14 protein-coding genes are annotated in these 20,488 nt (G+C 56.4%); 5 read left to right on the top strand and 9 right to left on the bottom strand.

All coding sequences use genetic code 11. The features are described 5' to 3' along the window. Positions 1 to 174 precede the first annotated feature (174 nt). Positions 175 to 1,617, bottom strand: coding sequence for a serine endoprotease DegP (gene degP, locus P6287_RS03880; RefSeq protein ID WP_101762052.1), 1,443 nt, complete (start codon positions 1,615 to 1,617; stop codon positions 175 to 177). 136 nt (positions 1,618 to 1,753) lie between these two features. Further along, positions 1,754 to 3,247, bottom strand: a complete 1,494-nt coding sequence (gene dgt / locus P6287_RS03875) for a dGTPase (RefSeq protein WP_101762053.1) — start codon at positions 3,245 to 3,247, stop codon at positions 1,754 to 1,756. 97 nt (positions 3,248 to 3,344) lie between these two features. Here dgt and mtnN point away from each other — a divergent pair, with 97 nt between their 5' ends. From mtnN to P6287_RS03860, 3 genes are all read left to right on the top strand, one after another. Then, on the top strand, positions 3,345 to 4,043 hold the full coding sequence (mtnN, locus tag P6287_RS03870; protein WP_277974545.1) for a 5'-methylthioadenosine/S-adenosylhomocysteine nucleosidase: 699 nt from the start codon (positions 3,345 to 3,347) through the stop codon (positions 4,041 to 4,043). Next, positions 4,036 to 4,839, top strand: coding sequence for a vitamin B12 ABC transporter substrate-binding protein BtuF (gene btuF / locus P6287_RS03865; RefSeq protein ID WP_277974544.1), 804 nt, complete (start codon positions 4,036 to 4,038; stop codon positions 4,837 to 4,839). The genes mtnN and btuF overlap by 8 nt, the downstream gene beginning before the upstream one ends. A gap of 114 nt (positions 4,840 to 4,953) precedes the next feature. Next, positions 4,954 to 5,205, top strand: a complete 252-nt coding sequence (locus P6287_RS03860; protein WP_101762055.1) for a hypothetical protein — start codon at positions 4,954 to 4,956, stop codon at positions 5,203 to 5,205. Positions 5,206 to 5,240: 35 nt separating this feature from the next. Here P6287_RS03860 and erpA read toward each other — a convergent pair whose 3' ends face one another. Then, on the bottom strand, positions 5,241 to 5,588 hold the full coding sequence (gene erpA, locus P6287_RS03855; protein ID WP_007893884.1) for an iron-sulfur cluster insertion protein ErpA: 348 nt from the start codon (positions 5,586 to 5,588) through the stop codon (positions 5,241 to 5,243). A gap of 200 nt (positions 5,589 to 5,788) precedes the next feature. On the opposite strand from erpA, the gene hemL reads away from it, so the two are divergent. Further along, positions 5,789 to 7,069: a glutamate-1-semialdehyde 2,1-aminomutase gene (gene hemL / locus P6287_RS03850; protein ID WP_277974543.1), complete on the top strand. Its 1,281-nt coding sequence runs from the start codon at positions 5,789 to 5,791 to the stop codon at positions 7,067 to 7,069. A 59-nt stretch (positions 7,070 to 7,128) separates the two neighbouring features. Here the strand turns inward: hemL and fhuB are convergent, their stop codons facing one another. Genes fhuB through fhuA form a run of 4 tightly spaced genes read right to left on the bottom strand, consistent with a single transcriptional unit; the run spans position 7,129 to position 13,040 of the window. Continuing rightward, on the bottom strand, positions 7,129 to 9,105 hold the full coding sequence (fhuB, locus tag P6287_RS03845) for a Fe(3+)-hydroxamate ABC transporter permease FhuB (RefSeq protein ID WP_277974542.1): 1,977 nt from the start codon (positions 9,103 to 9,105) through the stop codon (positions 7,129 to 7,131). After that, positions 9,105 to 9,983, bottom strand: a complete 879-nt coding sequence (gene fhuD / locus P6287_RS03840; protein WP_210080843.1) for a Fe(3+)-hydroxamate ABC transporter substrate-binding protein FhuD — start codon at positions 9,981 to 9,983, stop codon at positions 9,105 to 9,107. Before fhuD ends, fhuB begins: the two co-directional genes overlap by 1 nt. Positions 9,984 to 9,992: 9 nt before the next feature. Further along, complete coding sequence (gene fhuC / locus P6287_RS03835) at positions 9,993 to 10,787, bottom strand: Fe3+-hydroxamate ABC transporter ATP-binding protein FhuC (RefSeq protein WP_210080844.1); 795 nt, start codon at positions 10,785 to 10,787, stop codon at positions 9,993 to 9,995. A gap of 54 nt (positions 10,788 to 10,841) precedes the next feature. Continuing rightward, positions 10,842 to 13,040, bottom strand: a complete 2,199-nt coding sequence (gene fhuA / locus P6287_RS03830; protein WP_277974541.1) for a ferrichrome porin FhuA — start codon at positions 13,038 to 13,040, stop codon at positions 10,842 to 10,844. 530 nt (positions 13,041 to 13,570) lie between these two features. On the opposite strand from fhuA, the gene P6287_RS03825 reads away from it, so the two are divergent. Next, a complete protein-coding gene (locus P6287_RS03825; protein ID WP_277974540.1) occupies positions 13,571 to 15,202 on the top strand; it encodes a CDP-glycerol glycerophosphotransferase family protein in 1,632 nt (543 codons plus the stop codon). Positions 15,203 to 15,245: 43 nt separating this feature from the next. Here the strand turns inward: P6287_RS03825 and mrcB are convergent, their stop codons facing one another. After that, a complete protein-coding gene (mrcB, locus tag P6287_RS03820) occupies positions 15,246 to 17,783 on the bottom strand; it encodes a bifunctional glycosyl transferase/transpeptidase (RefSeq protein WP_277974539.1) in 2,538 nt (845 codons plus the stop codon). A gap of 223 nt (positions 17,784 to 18,006) precedes the next feature. Then, the gene (hrpB, locus tag P6287_RS03815; RefSeq protein ID WP_277974538.1) at positions 18,007 to 20,481 is read right to left on the bottom strand and encodes an ATP-dependent helicase HrpB; all 2,475 of its coding nucleotides are present in this window, start codon (positions 20,479 to 20,481) and stop codon (positions 18,007 to 18,009) included. Positions 20,482 to 20,488: the final 7 nt, after the last annotated feature.

Genomic DNA, 20,488 nt, shown 5'->3' with positions numbered 1-20,488 from the left:
GGAGATAAGGACGAACAGACAGAATACGCATCCGTTACGGCGCTGACATTGTGCAACTGCACATAGCCAGCGGGATTATGCGGGATTTGCGGTAAGCGTCACATTCAGTACCGGACATTTGCACAGACACAAAAAAGGCGAGCCAAAGCTCGCCTGTTATCAACAACCTGAAACTTACTGCATCAGCAGATACAGGCTGCTGTCACCGCGCTGTACGTTCAGTGCCAGCACCGAAGGTTTGGTGTCGAGCACTTTACGCAGCTCGCCAAGATTAGCCACGGCTTGCTGGTTGACACCCAGAATCACGTCACCTTTCTTCAAGCCAATACGCGCCGCTGCGCTGCCAGGCTTGACGCTATCGACGCGCACGCCTTTCTGGCCGTTGGTATCAATATTGCTGAGATCGGCACCTTCAATACCGGTGTAAATGGTGGCGGACTGCACTTTATCCTGCGAGCTCTGCTGCAGTTCAACGGTGACGTTCACCGGTTTGCCTTCGCGCAGCAGACCCAGCTGCAGCTTGGTACCGACCGGCAGCGAGCCGACTTCGGCACGCAGCGCTGCAAAGCTGGTCAGCGCTTTACCGTTCATCGACACCACCACGTCACCCGCTTTCACGCCGGCTTTCGCCGCAGCAGAGTTCGGCAATACCTGGCTAACAAAGGCGCCACGCTGCGCATCGACTTTCATCGCTTTCGCCAGCTCTGAGTTCAGCTCGGTGCCCATAATGCCCAGCTCGCCGCGTTTCACCTGACCGTACTCCACCATCTGCGCGGTAAGGTTTTTCACCATTGAACTTGGAATGGCAAAGCCGATACCGATGTTGCCGCCGTCCGGCGCCAGAATCGCGGTGTTAATCCCGATCAGCTCGCCGTTAAGGTTTACCAATGCGCCACCGGAGTTACCACGGTTAATCGCCGCATCGGTCTGGATGAAGTTTTCGTAATTTTCAACGTTCAGGCCGCTGCGGCCCAGCGCCGAAACAATCCCCGAAGTCACCGTTTCGCCAAGGCCGTACGGGTTACCAATCGCCACGGTGTAATCACCGACGCGCAGGTTGTCGGAGTCGGCAATCTTAATTGCGGTGAGGTTTTTCGCATCCTGCAGCTGAATCAGCGCGATATCTGATTGTGGATCTTTACCGATCACTTTGGCGTCGTAACGACGTCCATCGCTGAGCTGCACCTGGATTTTGGTCGCGTTATCCACCACGTGGTTGTTGGTCACCACATAGCCTTTATCCGCGTTAATTACCACGCCGGAACCCAGCGCACGGAACTGCTGTTTCTGCGCGTTAGCACCGCCATCCGCGCCGCCGTCACCACCGCCGTTTTGACACATGGGTGAGCTTTGGAACGGTGAACCGTCCTGGCAGAACGGAGAATTATCACCAAAGAATTGCTGGAACTGCTGCGGCATACGCGGCGTTTTAACCGTCGTCGAGCCTTCCACACTGATACTCACCACGGAAGGCATGACTTTTTCCAGCATGGGTGCCAGGCTTGGCAACTGCTGGCTGGAAGAAGAAGCGGTCTCTGCGGCAAATACACTCACAGGGCTCAGCGTCGCCGCGCCGAAACTCAGCGCCAACGCCAGCATAATTGTGTTTTTTTTCATTTATCTGTGTCTCTCTAAGAATTACGGCCAGACCATTGCTGTGGTCGTGATGGTGAGATTAAGTTTTTAGCGCGAAGTTCCTAATAAAGTTTTAGGTAAAGGTAAAAAATTGTTCTTCATCTTTACAATTGTGCGCTTATTCAACCGCCATTAAACGACGATATTCGTCCCAGGCATAATTGTCCGTCATCCCACTAATGTAGTCCTGAATCAGACGCGCACGATAATAACGTTCCCACAACAAGCGCTGATATTTATGCTCAACAATTAATGAGCGCATGTGTTGTTGATAGGCCTTTCGATGTTTGCCAGAAAGCTTATGAAACAAGCGGGTTTCAATCGGATGCTTTGCCAGAAAATCCTCGTTCATCAAGGTGGTAAATTGCTCGTAATCCAGCAACAGCAGTGACTGATATATTTCGAGCAAACCTTTAATTACCCGATAACCCTGCAATTCCAGTTGTTCAACTTCCGGATGATTAAACACCTGCTGACGCGCAACCGTTTTAAATAGTTTTAGCAAGCGACCTTCTTCACCATCATCTTCCAGTAAAGCGTGATTAAAATCACCTTCGAAAATAGCCGGTAAGTTGTCGATGAAACGCTTAACCGCATGGCTAACCAGCACGTTTTGCACGTTAACCCGCAATGACATAAAGAATTGATCGCTGATACTGCGGCGTTTTTTCTGATTAGCCTCTTTCCAGGCATCACCGATAGTGCGGCTGAAAACATCGCCGTTTTTTACCGCGCCCCAGGCATCCAATAAATGCTTATACAACGTTTCAACATGGAAGATGTCTTTTTCTACGGCGTCATCCAAATCGGCAATGCAATAAGAGATATCGTCGGCGGCTTCCATTATCCAGGTAAGCGGGAAACGATGGTGCTGTTTAATATTGGTCGCTTCACGCAACTCAGCCACATATTCTCGCTCAGATAAATAGAAGCCCGGCTTTTTCATTAATACGCTAAATTCAGCCGGTTTATCGCCTTGCCACCATGCGGGCGCGGTATATTTCAAAATACAGGCGACCTGCGCATAGCTGAGATTGAGTTGCAGCAGCGTATGCACCAGGCGAATCGCCTGCGCGTTACCCTCGAAATGGCATAAATCTTGACGAATCATTGCATTCAACTGGTCAAAAGCGGCGCGCTCAGCCTCATCGGCAACGCCCGCCACCAGTGGATCGACCAGCTCGGCAGGCAGATTTTCGTCGAACCAGTCATTGATCGCCGCCTCGCCAAAATGACCAAACGGCGGATTGCCGACATCGTGCAGTAAACAGGCCATCTCAATCAGGCTTTCGAAGGCACCTTCAAACTCATCCAGCCCATAATTCGCCAGCCCGCCGCCCTGGGTTTTCAGCGCTTGCAGAATCTCTTTGGTGATATATCGCCCGGTTTGCTGCACTTCCAGCGAGTGCGTTAGACGCGAACGCACCGCCGCATTGCGCTCGAGCGGGAATACCTGGGTTTTCTGTTGCAGACGACGAATGGCGGCGGAGTTAATAATACGTCCGCGATCGCTTTCAAAGTGGCGGGTAATAAAGTATTCCCCTTCGGGATCTTTGCGGCTGGTATAAGGGCGGGTGAAACTGATCTTCTTCCTGAAATTGATCGTCGCCATAATTACCCCTTATTTTTTCGTGAATTCTTCCTCAATCAGCCATGTTAGACTATGCCTCACATTTGCGGGTTACATCCATTAAATTAGCGAGATTCTTATGAAAGTAGGCATTATTGGCGCGATGGAGCAGGAAGTTACACTGCTGCGTGACAAAATTGAAAACCGCCAGACACTGACGCTGGCCGGCTGCGAAATTTACACCGGTACGCTGAATGGTGTTGAGGTGGCGCTGCTGAAATCAGGCATCGGCAAAGTGGCCGCCGCGCTCGGTACCACCTTGCTGCTTCAGCTGTGCAAGCCGGATGTGGTGATCAACACCGGTTCTGCCGGCGGATTGGCGCCAACGCTGAAAGTGGGCGATATCGTGGTGTCGGATGAAGTGCGCTATCACGATGCCGACGTCACCGCCTTCGGTTACGAGCCAGGCCAGATGGCCAGCTGCCCCGCCGCTTTCGTGGCGGATGACAAACTGATTGCCGCCGCCGAAAGGGTTATCAAGCAGCTCGACCTCAACGCGGTACGCGGTTTGGTAGTGAGCGGCGATGCGTTTATCAACGGCGCTGCACCGCTGGAACGCATCCGCACCACCTTCCCGCAGGCGATTGCGGTGGAGATGGAAGCAACCGCGATTGGTCACGTTTGCCATCAGTTCAAGGTGCCATTTGTGGTGGTGCGCGCCATTTCTGACGTCGCCGATCAGGAATCACACCTCAGCTTCGATGAGTTCCTCAGTGTTGCGGCAAAACAATCTTCACTGATGGTTGAAAACCTGCTGGTTCAGCTGGCGCGTGGCTAAAATCCTGCTGCTTGGGCTGTTGCTGCTGTGCAACAGCCTGTTCGCTGCCGCGCCGCGCGTCATCACTCTTTCGCCGCATCTAACGGAACTGGCCTTCGCCGCAGGCATTACGCCGCTCGCCGTCAGCGCCTTCTCCGATTATCCCGCGCAGGCCAACGCGCTGGAACAGGTGGCGAACTGGCAAGGCATTAAAGTGGAACGCATTCTGCAACTGAAGCCGGATGTGGTGCTGGCGTGGCGCGGCGGTAATCCACAGCGGCAAATTGAACAGCTGCAGCGTTTTGGGATTAAGGTTGAGTGGATCGATCCGCAAACTATTGACCAAATGATCGATGCGCTGGCGGCGTTACAGCGCTGGAGTCCGCAGCCGCAGCAAGCCATCGATGCGGCGCAGGCATTACGCGCGCAGGAAGCGGCGCTACGCAAGCAGTATCAGCAAAGTACGCCGCTGCCGCTTTTTTTGCAGTTTGGTCAGCAGCCGCTGTTTACGGCTTCGCGTAACACCATGCAAAACCAGGTCATTGAGCTGTGCGGCGGCAGGAATATTTTTGCCGATAGCAGCGTTAGCTGGCCGCAGGTGAGCCGCGAACAGGTGCTGATGCGCCATCCGCAGGCGATTGTCATCGGGGGTGATGCCGCTCGGGCCGCCAGCATCGCGCAATATTGGCAGCCGCAATTGGATGTGCCGGTGATCGCCATCAATGACGACTGGCTGAGCCGTCCGGGGCCTCGCATGCTGCTGGCAGCGAAACAGCTGTGTGCAGATTTACATCCGACGAAAAAAAGCACTAATTAAGATTAAAGATTCGGCATAAGTTGTCGTAAATCATAATACAAGGCACAGCGGCCACGTATGCTCTGTGCCCTTTTTTAGCGCTTAGCGCAATTTTGTCTTCACCAGGAACTATTCATGACCAGAGCACTGCTGCTGGCCATAGGGCTCGTGATCGCTGCACCTCTGAGTGCGGCCACGTCGACCGGCTCTATCGCCGCTACCTTAACGTTATTCTCGCGTTGCGATATCTCACGCCAGAGTGAACACTCTCTGCCAAAAGTGGATTGTGGACGTCACTTCAGCGCGCAGCCGCGCATTACTGAACGAGTATTAAAACGCGATGCTAAGCGCCGCGAATCTGCGCGTTTAGTGACTATTGAATGGTAGGAATCTGGCTACCAGAACGGCAGCCAGAAGCAGCATTAGATGCTGAAGGAAGAACCACAACCGCAGGTGGTTTTGGCATTCGGGTTGGTCACGATAAAACGTGAACCTTCCAGGCCTTCGGTGTAATCCACGGAACCGCCCACCAGATATTGCAGGCTCATCGGATCCACCACCAGCGCCACGCCTTGTTTCTCGATGGTCATGTCACCGTCATTCATTTGATCGTCAAACGTGAAGCCGTACTGGAAACCGCTGCAACCGCCGCCGGTAATATAAACGCGCAATTTCAGCTCGGGATTTTCTTCATCAGAAATCAGGTTTTTCACTTTTTTTGCTGCTGCATCAGTAAATTGCAAAGGCAGCGCTGCTAAGTCGTCACTCATCTTTTACTCCGGGTAAACGTCGAGGTCAGAAAACGACCTTAATCTCGCTATTATCTGCCAGCCGTCCAGTGCAATCAAGTCTCACGCTTGACACTGCGTGCCGCCGCATGCGCAGGAAAGTATATACCCTAAACTTTAGCGCAAGCCGTTATTCCCGTAGAATGGCGCCAGATTTTTTCCCGAACAGCAGGAGCAGAACAATGAGTAAGTCAGAAAACCTGTATGCCGCAGCGCAACGCCTGATCCCCGGCGGTGTGAACTCCCCGGTACGTGCATTTACCGGTGTGGGCGGTGTGCCGCTGTTCATCGAACGCGCTGACGGTGCGTATCTGTATGACGCCGACGGCAAAGGCTATATCGATTATGTCGGTTCGTGGGGCCCGATGGTGCTGGGTCATAACAACGCCAACATCCGTAACGCGGTGGTTGAAGCGGCTGCGCGCGGTCTGAGCTTCGGCGCGCCAACCGAGATGGAAGTGAAAATGGCCGAGCTGGTGTGCGAGTTGGTGCCCAGCATGGACATGGTGCGCATGGTTAACTCCGGCACCGAAGCCACCATGAGCGCCATTCGCCTGGCGCGCGGCTTCACCCATCGCGATAAAATCATCAAGTTCGAAGGCTGCTATCACGGCCACGCCGACTGCCTGCTGGTGAAAGCCGGCTCCGGCGCGCTGACGCTCGGCCAGCCAAACTCCCCGGGCGTACCGGCCGATTTCGCTAAGCACACGCTGACCTGCACCTATAACGATCTCAGCACTGTGCGTGCAGCTTTCGAGCAGTATCCTGAGGATATTGCCTGCATCATCGTTGAGCCGGTAGCGGGCAACATGAACTGCATTCCACCGCAGCCAGACTTCCTGCCAGGCCTGCGTACGCTGTGTGACGAATTCGGTGCGCTGCTGATTATCGACGAAGTGATGACCGGCTTCCGTGTCGCATTAGGTGGTGCTCAGGCCTATTACGACGTGACGCCAGACCTGACCTGTCTCGGTAAAATCATCGGCGGCGGCATGCCGGTCGGTGCCTTTGGTGGTCGTCGCGATGTGATGGATGCGCTGGCACCAACCGGTCCGGTTTATCAGGCCGGTACCTTGTCCGGTAACCCGATTGCCATGGCGGCGGGCTTCGCGTGTCTGTCGAAAATTGCGCAGCCAGGCACCCACAGCACGTTGACCGATCTGACCACGCAGTTAGCACAAGGCCTGCTGGCCGCAGCGAAAGCCGAAAATATTCCGCTGGTGATCAACCACGTGGGCGGTATGTTCGGGATTTTCTTCACAGATGCCGATGAAGTGACCTGCTATCAGGACGTCACTCAGTGTGACGTTGAGCGCTTTAAGCGTTTCTTCCACCTGATGCTGGAAGAAGGCGTTTACCTTGCGCCATCTGCTTTTGAAGCAGGCTTTATGTCGCTGGCGCACAGTAAAGAAGATATCCAACGCACCATCGATGCGGCACGCCGCAGCTTCGCGAAACTTTAAAACCGCCTGAATGGCGCACTCTACCGTCGTTGTGGAGTCGCCATTCCGGGTTACCCTGATTACGCCCGCCGCAACAGCCAGATAAAATACGGCGCACCAAAGAAGGTCGCCATCAACCCGGCTGGAATTTGATCCGGAAACGCCAGCATCCTGCCGCACCAGTCGGCGAAAATCATCAAGCCGCCGCCCAACAAACCGGCCATCAACACCTGTGGTAATGCACGGCGGAACCCGAGCATGCGCACGATATGCGGCGCCATCAGCCCGATAAAGCTCAGCGGCCCGATGGTCAAGGTTGCCGTGGCGGTTAATGCCGCCGCCAGCAGCAGCAGGCTGAGGCGCGAGGTAGTGAGCGCCATGCCCGCTGAACGCGCGGTAGCGCTGCCGAGTGGCAATAGCGTCAACCAGCGACTCGCCAGCGGCGCCAGCGCCATCAGCACTAAACCCACCACCGCGCTTTGCACGGCCTGCTGCATATTGATGTTGTAGGTTGAACCGGAAATCCAGCTCAACAAGCCCGCCATGCGCGGATCGCCGCTGGCCAGCAGCACCATCAAAAGCGTGACAAACGCGCTGTTAAGCGCCATGCCCGCCAGCAACATGCGTTCTGGCGAAAAGCCGCCGCGACTCGCCACCAGCATAATAATCAACAGCGTCAACGCCGCACCCAGCGCACCGGCAGGTAACAGCCACGCCACCGCATCGCCCGGCACGAAGAACATCATCACCACCACGCCGCACGCCGCGCCCGAGCTGATGCCCAACACTTCCGGGCTCGCCATCGGATTACCGGTGAGCCGCTGGATCAGCGCACCCGCCACGCCGAGCATCATGCCCACAATAAGCGCGGCCAATACGCGCGGTGCGCGCCACGGCAGCAGCTGCTGCAGCATATCGCCGCCCACCCACGCAAAGCCGTGCGCATCGCGGCCAAAGGTGATACCAACCCAACTCAATACGCCCAGAATCAGCAATCCGATCAAACACCAGCGTAAGACCTTCTGCCGCTCAGCCGGCACGCTATCGCCCTGATTAAGCGCTGGCGGTACCGATCCGGTACGCAGGCGCGGCAGCAACCAAAGCAGAATCGGCACGCCGATTAGCGCGGTCGCCGTGCCGGTAGACACTTCACGCCAGTGGTTGGTCAGCCATAGCACGCACTGATCGGCCAGCCACAGCAGCAGCGCACCGATCAGCGGCGCCAACAACATGCGGCTGATCAGGCGACGCCCGCCGAGCATCTTCGCCAGCAGCGGCGCGAAAAGGCCGATAAAGCCGATGATACCTGCAACATTGACCAGTTGCGCGCTAAGTAAAATTGCCAGCGCCAGCGCAGCAATACGTGCCGCCGACAGCGCCAGACCGAGGTTTTTCGCTACGCCATCGTCGAGCCCCATCAGCGTCAGCGGACGCAGCAGCGCCAGCGCCACCACAAACGCCAGCAGCAGACGCGGCCACAGCTGCGCCACATTGTGTCCATCCAGCTGGTTGAGCGCGCCGGTGCTCCACAAGAACATGTTCTGCAGCTGATCGTGATTGAAGATCGCGAAGATTTGATTCACCGAACCGGCGTACAAACTCAGCACCAGCCCAGCCAGAATCAGTGTCACCGGCGACAGACGTTTGCCCCAGGCCACGCCGAATACCAGAATACCGACAATTACCGCGCCGCCCATCGCCGCAAACTGCTGCGTGAACTCGCCGCCCGGCAAATGCCATAGCGTCGCAACGGTAATCCCCAGCTGAGCGCCCGACGACACGCCAAGCGTGGTGGGTTCCGCCAGCGGATTGCGCAGCACCTGCTGAAACAGCAAACCGGCGAGGCCAAGGCCCGCGCCAACCAGCAGCGACAGCGCCAGTCGCGCCAGCAAACTGTGATGAAACACCACTTGCTGGATGTTGTTGATGTCAGGCGCGAAAAACGCCTGCGACCATTGATCGATCGGCAGCGCCTGGCGCAGATTGACCACGGTTAAGGCCAGCGCCAGCAGAAACACCGTACTCAATAGCGCGACGGGAAAAAGACGATTGCGCATCAGTGCGACTCCAGCGCGTGTTCCAGCACGCGGACAAATTTCAGCGCCGAAGAGGTCGCGCCGTAATACCATACCGCCGGCACGCGCTGGAAACGCTGCGCGCGCACAAACGGCAGCGCCTGCCACAGCGCGGTGGCCATCACCTGCTGCATATCGCGATCGTTATCGTGATCGAAGCAGATCACCTGCACATCACCCACTTCCGCCAGCCGCTCCAGCCCAACGACTGCGCTGCCCCAGAAGTTGGTTTCGCCCTGCCAGGCATTGCTCAAGCCAAGGATCTCCATCACCTCAAGGAACAAACTGTTTTTACCGAAGGTAATCGCGTGGCGGCTGTCCATCAGCGACATCAGCAGCACCGGACGATCGGCCCACGGCTTGAGGCGTTCACGCGCCGCCGCCAGCTGCTCATCCACATACTGCAGATGCTGCACGGCCTGCGCTTCACGGCCAAGACGTGCGCCGAGCGCCTGCAATGAGTGACGCGCGGTGCTGAGCGGTTTGCCGTCGCCACTGTTGAGGTCAAAACCCATGGTTGGCGCGATGCGCTGCAGCTTATCCAGCGCCGGACCATAACCATTGGAGTGCAGGATGAGTGAGGGTTCGAGCTGCGTCATCAGCTCCAGATTGGGTTCAGTGCGTAAGCCAAGATCGATAACGCTGGACGGCAGCTGCGGGTCGCCGACCCAAATGTTGTAGTTGTGCATGTCGGCCACGCCGAGTGGCGTCACGCCGAGCGCCATCAGCAGCTCCACCGGCAGCCACTCCAGCGCCAGAATGCGCTGCGCATCCGGCACGGCGGCACGCAGCGGCAACGCGGACATCAACGGGGAAAGCGCCAGCGCCGTCAGCAGGCGGCGGCGAGAAATGTCGAACATGGCGAAGCCTTAGTAAACGAAACTGACGGGCGCGCCGCCCAGCGGATGCGGCAAAATGCCCATCGGAATACCGTAAATGTTGCCCAGCACATCGGCCTGCATGATCGCCTCGGGGCCACCTTCGGCTATCACTTCGCCACCGCGCAGCGCCACCAGACGATCGCAATAGCGTGCTGCCATGTTGAGATCGTGCAGCACCGCAATCACCGTCAGCCCACGTTCGCGGCTGAGACGCTGAATCAGCGCCAGCACATCAACCTGATGGGCAATATCCAGCGCCGAGGTCGGTTCATCCAGCAACAGGCAGCGACTGTTCTGCGCCACCAGCATCGCCAGCCAGGCACGCTGGCGCTCGCCGCCAGAAAGGCTATCCACTAGACGCCCGGCAAAAGGCTTTAATCCCACCAGCGTAATCGCCTCTTCCACCCGATCACGATCTTCCTGACCATAGCGGCCCAGCGCGCCGTGCCACGGATAGCGGCCAATCGCCACCAGCTCGCGCACCGTCATGCCTTCCGCCGCGGGCAGTTGCTGCGGCAGATACGCCACCTGACGCGCAAAATCTTTGCTGCCCCAGTTATCAACCGCGTCCTCATTCAGCAACACGCGCCCTTCACTCGCCGCATGGTGACGACCGAGCATTTTCAGCAGCGTGGATTTGCCAGAACCATTATGACCAATCAGCGCGGTGACTTTGCCCGGTGCAAAGGTAAGAGACAGCGGATGCAGCAGCGTGCGGCCTGGCACACGAAAACTGACGTTATCCAGCCTGAAGGTGGTTTCTGCGTGGTGCGGATGCTGCATGATAATCCCTGGTTAATCTGTAGGTCGCCATTGATGGCGACCTGCGTAACACGATTAGAAACGGAAAGTCGCAGTACCGACAATCTGACGCTCAGCGCCCCAGTAGCAGGCGTAGTCGCGGTAGCAGCTGGCGACGTATTCACGATCAAAGAGGTTATTGACGTTAACGCCGATGGTGGAGCCCGGCATGCCAAAGCGTGCGAGGTCGTATTTCAGCGCGGCATCAACGGTGGTGTAACCGGCTACGTCGAAGTTTTGGTTCACATCGTCGCCGCTGGCGTACAACCCTTTGCTCTCGCCGACATAACGTACACCTGCACCCACGGTCACGCCCGACAGCGCCGTTTCATGGAAGGTGTAATCACTCCACAGCGATGCCATATGCTTCGGCACCTGCACCGGCGTTTTGCCTTTCAGGTTAGTGTCTTCGGTGTATTCCGCATCAGTGTAGGTATAAGACGCGGTCATATTGATGTTGGCATTCAGCGCGGCTTTGGCTTCCAGCTCCACGCCACGCGAGCGGATTTCACCACTCTGAATGCTGGCATTTGGGTGGTTAAGGGTATCCGGATCGGCCGTCAGGTTTTTGGTTTTGGTCAGCTGATACACCGCCGCCGTCAACACCACCGGACGATCTTTAGGAACGTATTTCACACCGGCTTCATACTGCTTCGCGCGGGAAGGATCAAAGGCTTCACCATCATAAGTTGAACCTGAGTTCGGAATGAAGGCTTCGCTGTAGCTGAAGTAAGGTGCGATACCGTTATCAAACACATAGTTCAGCCCGCCACGCCAGGTGAAAGCCTGATCGTTCTGGCGATCAACGCTACTGGCTACGCGATCATAGACCGAGTTCATCGCGTAATCATAACGACCGCCGAGGGTTAACACCCAGCGGTTCCACTCCATCTGATCCTGCGCGTATAAACCGGTTTGGCGCTGCTTATTGAGGTGCTGATAAGGATTAGGGAACGGCGTCACGCTGTCGTCGCCATATTGTGGATTAACGGCATTCAGCGGTGATGCGGTACCAAATTGCGCATCAATATCATTACGCGTGCGCTGGAAATCGACACCCAGCAACAGTGTGTGATCAATTTGACTGGTGGTGAATTTGGCCTGCGCCTGGTTATCGACTGCAAACTGGTTGAGCTTTTCATCAGAAACCGCTGAACCGCGGGTGATTTGCTGTGTTGCGGCATTAAAACCATTGCCATAAATGCTGCGATAATCCGTTCTCAGATCCGCATAGCGCAAATTCTGCCGCACCGTCCAGGTGTCATTGAAACTGTGCTCGAAGTTGTAGCCCACCATCCTGGTGTTGCGCGAAATTTTGTTGCTGTCTTCGCCTTCATCAAAGTTAGTTGGCAGCTTGTAACTGCTGCCATCAGGACGCGTGATGCCCACCACAGTGCCCTGACGCGGCAACCAGCCGTAATAGCCGGTTTCCGGTTCGTTCTGGAAGTAGGTCAGCAAATCGAAACGCGTATTCTCATTCGGACGCCAGCTGAATGATGGCGCAATGGTGTAGCGCTTCTCTTTGTTCATATCCTGCTGCGCATCGGCGCTGCGCGCGAGACCGGTCAGGCGATAGCTGTAAACGCCGTCATCATCCAGCGAGCCGCCGAAATCGAAACCCGTGGAGAACTGATTGTTTGTGCCCATCTGGAACTGCACTTCACGCAGCGTCTCCTGCGTCGGACGCTTACTCACCAGCGACACCACGCCGCCCGGATTGCTCTTGCCGTACAGCACCGAAACCGGACCGCGCAACAGTTCGGCGCGTTCAAGGAAATAGGGATCGATAGCAAACTCAGAGTAGTTATCACCCTGCAGTTTCAGGCCATCAAGATATTGGTTGGTGTTGGTTTCGCTGAAGCCGCGAATAGAGAGCGCATCGATAACATTGGAGCTACCGCGGTTACCGGTCAACACGCCTGGCGTGTAGTTGAAAGCCCCTTTCACGCTGGTGACGTTTTTCATCGCCATCTCTTCCTGCGTGACTACCGAGATTGACTGCGGGTTCTTCTCGATCGGCGTATCGGTTTTGGTGCCGGTGGCGCTGCGTTTGGCCGCAATGGTTGGCGACGGGCCCCACGCTTTCTCTTGCTCGACTCCGCTGCCGCCATCAGCGCTAACCACCACGGTATCTTCTGCCAACGCCTGCACGCTGAACGTACCCATAGTCAGTGAAATAAACCAAGCCAGCGAACGCGGGCGTAAGAAACAAGGATTAGTGTTTCGCGTATTCATAAGTGAGGTCTCTCGAAAAAAGTCGATGCAGGCGAATACAAACGAGAATGATTATTATGACGCACGGATTTTAGGCGAAATAGCGTCATATTCGCAACGATTAATGCCTGTAAGCACGGCGTTTACAGCCAGATCGCGCATATTCATGATCGCAAATAATAAATCAGCAATAAAAGGAGCGGAGGCCGGCAATCGGGAAATTGCATTGCCGCACAGAGGAAGTTTATTTCATCCCGACAGAGCACCAAACCAACGATAACGAGTAAAATCATAAACTTAAAAAAATGGCCCGCTAATTGCTTATGCCCTGCATTCTCCTTCCTGCAGACACACTCATGACCGCTATAAACTGGAACATTGTTGATCGCGTTATCTTCATCAATTTGAAGAAACGCAAAGACCGATTAACCCGCATCACTAAACAACTTAAAAAGCTGGGTTTAACCGCTGAAAAAATCGTTCGCCTGGACGCGATCAAGCATGAAAAGGGCTACATCGGCTGCACGCAATCGCATATCGCCGCGCTGGAGATGGCACGCGATAACGGCTGGGAGCGCGTGCTGATTCTGGAGGATGATTTTAGCTTCAATGAAAGCCAGAAGAACTACGACAATCTCAACCGCTACTTTGCTGCCCTGCCGCAAATCAACTGGCAAGTAGCTTTTCTGGCGGCCAATTATCGCCGCGTCACGCCGTTAAAGAGCGTGGACTATATCGTGCGCGCTAACTTCGCGTGGTGCGCATGCGCCTATATCGTGAATCACCGCTATTACACCACGCTGATTGAAAACTATCGCGAGGCGCTGCAGGCGCAATTGCAAGGTGGTGCGCAGGCACAATATGCCCTTGATGTGCACTGGAATAGCCTGATGCAGCAGGATCTTTGGCTGGGCGTATTCCCCAATGCCGGTGCACAACGGCTCGATAAAAGCGATATCGAAAATAGAACGGTAGATTACCGCGCACTCTTCAGAAAACCGTTGAGTCAAATCGTTGCGCCCGCCAAATTCACACCCTCCACTTCAGGCCCAATTAAAGTCGACTTTTACTTCCAGTGGCCGCCGGGTTGGACGAACTTTGAATCGGTGATTGAGGCGATGCAGGCCAATCCCGCGTTCGATTGCCGCATCGTGGTGGTGCCTTACCTGAACTGGAAGGCGAGCGATGTTAATGGCGATATTCAGCGTAAGATTCTGCGTGAAAGAGGGCTGGATTACACAGGATTTGAAGACTATCAGTTGGAGGAGCGTCAGCCCGATGTGGTGTTCTTGCAAAACCCTTACGACGAAGCACGCCCCGAATGCTTTCGCAGCGACTACCTGCATGAGCGCGGCGTGAAAATTGCTTATATCCCTTATGCGCTCGATAGCGGCATCAGTGAAGAGGTCCAACTCTATCAATTTAATTTGCTGTGCCAAAATCTGGCGACGTGGATTTTTTCTCGCTCGGAGCGACATAAAGCGGAGTTTGGTATTCAGTGCGACGCGGGCAACAACCACGTCTATGTTACGGGTCACCCCAAGTTTGACCACTATCAGCGCCGCTTTCATCTCCCCGACGAAAAGCCACCCACAAAGATCAAAACGTTGCTTTGGACGCCGCATTTTGTGCTGCCTGACGGTCGCAAAATGTCTACTACTTTTACGCTCTACGGCGCCGCTTTTTTAAAGCTGATTGAGCGTGCGGATATCCATTTGATCATTCGCCCTCACCCGCTACTGAGTCAGTGGATAGGGGAAGCCAGCGCAACCGCGCGCAGCCTGTATCAGCAACTGTTTGATGCCGCAAAACATCGTTCAAATGTGGAGTGGGATAGCGGACATGATTACAAACAGACGTTTGCTCGTTCGGATGCGCTGCTCGCTGACGCGGGTTCATTCTTATTCGAATATTTGCCGTCGAAAAAACCGATTCTCTACCTGACTCATGAAAGCTGTTATGGCCTGAATCGCACCGCTGACTTCATCTATAACGCCTACGACGTGGCCTGGCAGGAGGAGGATATTTTCACTTTTGTCGACAATATCGTCGCCGGACGCGATCCGATGAAAGCCACTCGGGAACGGGTTCTGAGGGAAGAACTGCAAATTGAGGAGAGAACAGCAGGCGAAAAAATCGCTGAAATTATTTGTGCCTCGCTAAGACCCCTCAACCAATCCTAAGCATGAAAAAGGGCGCCGCAGCGCCCTGTGTTTTCTCAGCAACTTATTTGCTGCCGAACATATCTTTAATCCAGCCCGCCACGCCGTCAGAATCTTTCTGCTCATTCTGTGGCTGCTGCTGCTGTTGCTGCTGTTGCTGCTCTTGTTGCTGCTGCAACTGCTGCTGTTGTTGCTGAACCTGCTCTTGCTGCTGCTGACACAGCGCGTTCGGATCCAGCGACCACACCGGCAGCGAACGCCATGTGCTGCTGCCCGTACCGCAGATAAAGTTACCGGCAGAATCGATATTCATCTGCGTGATATCTTCCGGCGGCGTCAGCACCAGCGGCATTGGCGCCTGGTTGTCGAGATAGCGACGATAAAGCTGCATTGCACCGCTGGCACCGTACAGCTTCGAGGTTTGGTTGTTATCGCGGCCAACCCAGGTAATCGCCACTTCTTTGCCATCAATACCGGCGAACCAGCTATCAATCAGGTCATTGGTGGTGCCGGTTTTGCCAGCCAGATGCGCTTTAGGATAACGCGCACCCAGCGCACGCGCGGTACCGTGATCGGCGACCTGCTGCATGGTGTAGAGCGTCAGATACGCCGCCTGCGCCGGTTCAACACGCTGCGCCTGCGGATAGCTCTGATACAGCACCGTGCCATCTTCCGCAATCACCGAACGCACCGCCGACAGCTCAGCGCGGTTACCGCCGCTGGCGATCGACTGGAACGCCTGCGCCACTTCAATCGGCGTCAGGTTCAGTGCACCGAGCAGCATTGACGGCACCGGATGCAGCTGATCTTTCGGCACGCCGAGCTTGTTCCAGGTATCGACCACCGCATCCAGTCCCAGCGTCATACCGAGGTTGACGGTTGGCACGTTCATCGAGTTGGTCAGCGCATCCACCAGCATCACTTTGCCGCTGAAACGACGATCGTCATTCATCGGTTTCCAGATGGTGCCATTCGGCTGTTTCAGCGCAATGGGTTCATCGGCGATCCAGCTGTTGAGGCGATAGCTGTTCGGCTGGCTCAGCGCGGTGAGATAGGTGGCCGGTTTTGCCAGCGAGCCAATCGAACGACGTGCCTGCAGCGCGCGGTTGTAACCGGCGAACTGCGGATCGGCACCGCCGACCATGGCGCGCACTTCACCGCTGAAGCGATCCACCACCACCATTGCGGTTTCCAGATCTTTCAGGCCTCGCTGTTTTTTCAGCGTTGGAATGCCTTCAATCACCGCTTTCTCTGCGGCATCCTGCGAAATCGCATCCAGTGTGGTGAAAATCTTCACGCCGGAGAGATCTTTCATTTTGTCGCCGAGCTTAGCCTGCAGCTCGTTACGCACCATCTGCATAAATGCCGGCTGAGGCGTGATCACGCCGCCTTTTGGCTGCACGCCAAGCGGACGCGCCGACAGCATGTCATACAGTTCCTGATCGATGACGTTCTGCTGCTGCAACAAACGCAGCACCAGATTACGTCGCTCCAGCGCAAGTTTCGGGTTACGCCATGGATTGTACAGCGATGCGCCTTTCACCATGCCGACCAGCATCGCCTGCTGATCGAGGCTCAGCTCATCCACCGGACGACCGAAGTAGTAAAGGCTCGCCAGCGGGAAACCGCGGATCTGGTCATTACCGGTCTGGCCGAGATACACCTCGTTGAGATACAGCTCGAGGATGCGATCTTTGCTGTAGCGCGCATCCATGATCACCGCCATATAGGCTTCGCGCGCTTTACGCCACAGCGAACGCTCGTTGGTGAGGAACAGGTTTTTCACCAGCTGCTGCGTCAGCGTACTACCGCCCTGCACCGCTTTACCGGCGGTGATGTTGGCGAGGAACGCACGACCAATCGAATACGGGCTAATGCCGTCGTGCTCGTAGAAGTGGCGATCTTCAGTGGCGATCAAGGTGCTCACCAGCAGATCCGGGAAACCGGCGCGCGGCACGAACAGACGCTGTTCACCGTTCGGCGACTGCAACATGGTGATCAGGCGCGGATCGAGGCGGAAGAAGCCAAAATCGCGGCCGGTATCGAGGTTTTTAATCTCGCTCAGCTCATTGTTGCTAAAGGTCAGGCGCGCGTTGATCTGCCCCTCTTTGCTGTCCGGGAAATCAAACGGACGGCGCAGCAGATCAATGGTGTTGCCTTTGACGCTAAACTCACCCGGACGGGTAATGCGCGACACTTCGCGATACTGCGTGCCTTCCAGCAGCGCAATCATCTCTTTTTTGTCGTACGACATGCCCGGCTCGAGGCTGACCATGCGGCCATAAACGGCAGCAGGCAGTTGCCACACTTTACCGTCGATGCGGCTGCGGATTTCCGAGTCGAGATAGACGCCCCAGGCAGCCATCACCACCACAAAGACCAGGAAGAGTTTAATCAACCAGCCTAACCAGCGACGTTTGCCGCGTGGCGGACGTTTTTTACTTTTTGGTGGCACCGGTCCACTCTCCTCATCTTCTTCGTCAAAATCGTCCTGATCGATATCATCATCAAGTTCCCTGCGGCGACCCCGACGCGCAGTGCTGCGCGGCGGCTTTGGCGCTTTTCCTTTGCGCCCAATAGGTTCGCGATCGTTCCCAGACATGCTTTTATTCTCCAGGTATTGCTACGGCGGCGGCCGTTACTCTATATACGTCATAATTCGATTTGCAGATGCGTTGGCTGCTCTCGCTCACCCGAATCACTTACTGAAGTAAGCTCATCGGGATTCTCTCGTTTGCCGCCTTCCTGAAAATCGAATTATTTAGTCTACAACTGCTTTCTCGTGCTGCGCATGGCAGAACCCTCTGAATTCGATCCACAGCGTTTCACGATGAAAATTTCTTGGTCCGCCTTGTGGGTAAGGCGTTGGCCGGATCGTCCGGCCACGGATGCTTTGGATAGCGCCCTTTCATCTCTTTCTGCACTTCGGGATACGCACCACGCCAGAACGCCGCGAGGTCACGGGTGATCTGCAGCGGACGGTGCGCGGGCGAGAGCAGCTCTAACACCAGCGGTACGCGGCCATCGGCCACCGCCGGGTTCTGTGCTTCGCCAAACATCTCTTGAATCCGCACCGCCAGCGCGGGTGGCTTCTCTGCATCGTAGCGGATCGGCAGGCGGCTTCCGGTCGGCACAGTGTAATGAGTTGGCAGCACAGTATCCAGCCGCTGACGTTGTGACCATGTCAGCAAATGTAATAATGCGCTGACAAGGTTGATGCTCTGCAATCCTTTCAGATCGCGTACCGCGCTCATCTCCGGCAGCAGCCAGCTTTCAAGCGTATCGAGCAGGCTTTCATCGTCCAGCTCCGGCCACGGCTCTTCCGGCAGCCACTGCGCAGCACAGTGCACCCGCAAGCGTAGCTGTTCGGCGTCTTCTTTCCAGCCCAGCACCGACAATCCTTTTTCGCGGATCCAGCGCAGCATCGCCGGATGCAATATTTCCGCCTCCGGGCGTGCCTGCGGCTGCGCTTTTAGGACCAGCGCGCCGATCAGTTCGCGTTTCCACGCGCGCAAAGTGCCTTTATCTTCATCCCACTCCACGTCGGTACGCTGCTCAATTAAGGTGGGGCATTCGCGGCGCAGCGCGTCGATATCCACCGGCAGCGCCAGTAACATGCGCGCCTCGGCGGCGCTGGCGCCCTGCAGCAGTGTCGGTGCAATCAGCCACTCATAGCGGCTCAAACCATCCTGCTCGTTGAGCATCGCGCCAATGCCGTTCGCCAGCTGATAGCGCGCGCTGTCGCCACGACGCTGCGCCAGACGATCGGCAAAACCGGCGGCCAGCAGCTGCGGGAACAGGTCGGGATTAATGGTGCCGCCGCTGGCGTTGAGGCGCTTCTGCCACTGACGCGCGCGGCGCTGCCAGTGCGACTGCGGATGGTTAAGCGCATCACGCAGATCTGCGCTGCCGCTGCGTGGCGGATCTTCCAGAATCGCCACCAGCAGCGCGGCGCTGGCGATGGCATCGTTGTTTTGCCCGGCAGCCACCAGAATCGCGCTCAGGCGCGGATCGCTGCCCAGCGCGGCCATTTTTCGACCGCGCGCGTTGAGCTGGTGATTCTCCAGCGCGCCTAGCTGGGTTAACCGCTCGCACGCCGCACGCAAGTTGCGCGGCGGCGGCGCGTCAAGCCACATAAGCTGTGACGCATTCTGACATCCCCATTGCAGCAGATCGATCTGCAGCGAGGTCAAATCGCTATTGAGAATTTCCGGTTCACTCTGCGCCGCCGCACGCAGCGCCTGCTCTTGCGGCAGTAAGTGCAGGCAGATGCCAGGTTCCAGTCGACCAGCACGACCGGCGCGCTGCGTCATCGACGCCTGGCTGATACGCTGCGTTTGCAGCCGCGTCACGCCGCTGCGCACGTCAAACTGCGCCGAGCGCTCCAGCGCGCTATCGACCACTAAGCGGATACCTTCGATGGTCAAGCTGGTTTCGGCGATGTTGGTCGCCAGCACCACTTTTCGGCGGTCCGCCGGAGACGGCAGGATGGCACGACGTTGTGCCTCCAGCGACAGCGCGCCATATAAAGGAGAAAGATCCACCTCGTCACTGACCCGCGCTTCCAGCTCGCGCTTAACCCGTTCGATCTCCGCCACGCCGGGCAGGAACAGCAGCAGCGATCCTGACTCTTCGCGCAGCAGTTGCGCCACCTCGCGCGCTACCGCTTCTTCAAAACGTTGCTGGCTGTTGAGCGAAGCATAGCGGCGCGTGACCGGGAAACTGCGGCCCTCAGAGACCACAAAGGGCGCATCTGGCAGCAGCTGACGCAAACGCTGATTATCGAGCGTGGCAGACATCAGCAGAATTTTCAGATCGTCGCGCAATCCTTGCTGCACATCGAGCAGCAGCGCCAGCGCGAGATCGGCCTGCAGGCTGCGTTCATGGAATTCATCGAGGATCACCAGCGAGACGCCTTCCAGCATCGGATCGCGCTGCAACATGCGCGTCAAAATGCCTTCGGTGACCACTTCGAGGCGCGTGTTGGCACCGCAGCAGTTTTCACCGCGCATGCGATAGCCAACGGTGCCGCCCGGCTGCTCGCCAAGCTGTTCTGCCAGACGCTGCGCCACGTTGCGTGCCGCCAGTCGGCGCGGCTCCAGCATGATGATGCGGCCGGGCAATGGGGTGTGTTGCAGCAGTTGTAATGGCAGCCAGGTTGATTTACCTGCGCCGGTCGGCGCCGCCAGCAACACCTGCGGCGACTGCGCCAGCGCGTCCAGCAACGCAGGCAGCACCTCGCTTACCGGTAACTCACTCAAACTCAACTCCCAAAATGCCTGTGCTAAGATGGCGCGCATTGTAGCA

Origin of the sequence: Pantoea sp. X85 (assembly GCF_029623675.1) — a bacterium.
Taxonomy (GTDB): domain Bacteria; phylum Pseudomonadota; class Gammaproteobacteria; order Enterobacterales; family Enterobacteriaceae; genus Pantoea; species Pantoea leporis.
Note: the sequence above shows the minus strand (reverse complement) of the source record. Positions and strands in the feature narration are given on the sequence as shown.